Below are 3221 nucleotides of genomic sequence, written 5' to 3'. Positions count from 1 at the left end.
CTACGTGGTGGTCGCCGAGGTGGAACTGCCGTCGGGCAGCTGGGACCTCCGCCGGCGCCGGGTCACCGGCGGCGGTGCGACCGGTGCGGCGCGCCCGCCGCTCCCGCAGCGACTCCTTGGTGCGCTCCACCATCGTGTAGAGCGTCGGCACCAGGATCAGGGTCAGCAGCGTCGAACTGAGCAGGCCACCGATCACCACCACGGCCAACGGCTGCGAGATGAAGCCGCCCTCGCCGGTGAGCCCGAAGGCCATCGGCAGCAGCGCGAAGATGGTGGCGACCGCGGTCATCAGGATCGGGCGCAGCCGGCGCCGGCCACCCTCGACCACCGCCTCGGTCACGCTCCTGCCCTGCGCCCGGTACTGGTTGATCAGGTCGAGCAGCACGATCGCGTTGGTGACCACGATCCCGACCAGCATCAGCACGCCGATCAGCGCCGGCACGCCCAGCGGCGTCCCGGTGGCCAGCAGCAGCCCGATCGCGCCGGTGGCGGCGAACGGGATGGAGATCAGCAGGATCAGCGCCTGGGTCAGGCTGCGGAACGTCCCCACCATGATCAGGAAGACGATCGCGATCGCGGCCAGCACGGCCAGCCCCAGGTCGGCGAAGGCCTCCTTCTGGTCGGCGCTGACGCCACCCACGGCGAAGGTCGCCCCGGGCACGTCCAGCGCGTCCAGCCGCTTCTGCAGCTCCTGGGTGGTCGCGCCCAGGTTGGAGCCGGTGGCCGTACCGGTGACGGAGACGCTGCGCTCACCGTCGATCCGGGTCACCTGCTGCGGCCCCTCCACCTGGTTCACGTCGGCGATGTCGTCCAGCTTGACCGGGCCGACGGGCAGCGCCCGCAGCTCGGCCACGCTCATCGGCGGGCGGGCCCCGGTGCTCAGCACCACGTCCTGCTGCGCCCCGTCGAGGCCGACCTGGCCCAGCGGCGCGCCCCGGTATGCCTGGGCCACGAGCTGGCCCACCGCCGCCTCGGTCAGCCCGGCGCGGGCCGCGGCCACCCGGTCGACGGTGACGTCGATCCGGGGCACCCGCTCGGCCAGGCTGGTGGAGACGTCCTCGACGCCCGGCGTACCGGCCATCGCGTCGCGGGCGGCCTCGGCCGCCCGGGTCAGCGCCTCGGGGTCGGCGGCCTGCACGACCACCTCGAGCTGGTTGGCGGAGGTGCTCTGCCCGGCGCCGAAGCTCAGCTCACCGGCGTCCGCACCGAGGGCGTCGAACTCCTTCCGCAGAGTCTGCTTGACCTCGGCCGCCTCCGTGCCCTCGTCCAGCGCGACCGAGTAGGTGGCGGTGTTGTTGCCGCCGCCGCCCGCCCACGGCTGGTCGCTGCCGCCCGCGCTCACCTGGTACGTCTTGACGCCCTCGGTACGCGCCAGCACCGCCTCGACCTTCGCGGCGGCCTGGTCGGTGCCGGCCAGCCCGGTGCCGGCCGGCAGCTCCTGGGTGATGTTCAGGGTGTCCTGGCCTGAGTCGTCCAGGAAGTTGGTCTCCAGCTTCTGCGCGAGCCCGAAGGTGCCGAGCAGCACCAGCAGCCCCAGCCCCACGGTGATCCAGCGGGTCTTCCGGGACCGGGTGGCGAACCCGATCGCCGGCAGGTACCCCCGCTGCAGCGGGCTGCGCAGCTCCTTCTCCTCGGCGGCACGCCGGGCCGCCGCGTCGTCCGCGCCGCCGCGGCGCGGCTTGAGGAACCAGTACGCCAGCACCGGGATCACGGTCAGCGAGACCAGCAGGGAGGCCAGCAGGGCGACCGTCACGGTGATCGCGAACGGCGCGAAGAGCTGCCCGACGAAGCCGCCGACCAGCGCGATCGGCGCGAAGACGGCCACCGTGGTGAGGGTGGAGGCGGTCACCGCGCCGGCCACCTCGCGGACCGCGACGATGATCGCGTCCCGCTTCGGTTCGCCGTACTCCAGGTGCCGCTTGATGTTCTCCAGCACCACGATGGAGTCGTCGACCACCCGCCCGACGGCGATGGTCAGCGCGCCGAGGGTGAGCAGGTTGAGCGAGTAGTCGCCGGCCCAGAGCGCGATCAGCGCGACCAGCACGGACAGCGGGATGGAGACCGCGGTGACCAGCGTGGAGCGGAGGGAGAGCAGGAAGACCAGGATCACCACGACCGCCATCAGCAGGCCGAGCAGGCCCTCGGTGGTGAGGCTCTCGATGGACCGCTCGACGAACGGGGCCTGGTCGAAGACGACCGTCAGGTCCGCGCCGGAGGCCGCCTTCAGGTCGTCGAGCCGGTCCCGGATCTCGTGCGAGATCTCCACGGCGTTGCCGTCGGGGGTGGCGGTGACGGCGATGCCCAGGCTGGGCTTGCCGTTGGTCCGGGTGATCGCGGTGGCCGGGGCGAGCTGCTGCTCGACCGGGCCACGTCGCCGAGCCGGATCGGCGCCGCGGGAGCGGTGGCCAGGACGATGCCGCGCAGGTCGTCGACGGTCCGGACCGGGGTGCCGACCTGGACGGGAAGCGACCGGCTGCCGTCGGCGACCGCGCCGGCCGGCACCGCCACGCCGTTGGTCTTCAACGCCTGGGCGATGGCGGTGGGGGCGAGCCGGGCCGCGGCCAGCTTCGCTCGGTCGGGGGTGATCAGCACGACCTGGTCGCGGGTGCCGGTCACGTCGACCGTGCGGACCCCGTCCAGGCCCTCCAGCTCCGGTACGACGGTCTGGCGCAGCTTCTCCGCCAGCGCCCGCTCGTCGCCGCCACCGCTGGCGGCGACCACCACGGCGGGCAGGTCGTCCGTGCTGCCGGCGATGACCTGCGGGTCCACCCCGGCGGGGAGCTGGGTGTCGATCCGGTTCAGCGCGGTCTGCATCTTGTTCACCACGTCGTCCAGGTCGGTGCCGAACTCGTACTGCACCTGGACGGTGGTGGCGCCCTCGCGGGAGGTGGAGGTGACCTTGTCCAGCCCCGGGATGCCCTGAAGGCTGTTCTCGATCGGTTCGGTGACCTGGGACTCGACGATCTCCGGCGCGGCACCCGGATACGCCGCCACGATGAACGCGGCGGGGAACTCCAGCGACGGCAGCAGCTGCTGCTTCAGCGACGGTACGGCGAACGCCCCGAACGCCGTGGTCACCAGCGCGATGAGGGCGATCAGGCCCCGGTTGGCGAGGCTGAATCTGGCGAGCAGCGACATCGGCGTGGCTCACTCCTGAGAAAGGGTCTGCGGGGTAGCCCGAAGTCTGCCCGACCCGATCCACCCCACCCCCACCACCCCAC

General features: G+C 72.6%; 1 pseudogene. It reads right to left on the bottom strand.

Features of this window, described 5'->3' with window-relative positions:
- Positions 1-3138, bottom strand: a pseudogene (locus JNW87_RS36575) (efflux RND transporter permease subunit); the annotation flags it as partial.
- Positions 3139-3221 lie beyond the last annotated feature (83 nt).

This window comes from Micromonospora sp. ATA51 (assembly GCF_016802855.1).
GTDB classification, from domain to species: Bacteria; Actinomycetota; Actinomycetes; order Mycobacteriales; family Micromonosporaceae; genus Micromonospora; species Micromonospora sicca.
The sequence above is the reverse complement of the archived record's forward strand: the minus strand, read 5'-3'. Positions and strand labels throughout refer to the sequence as shown.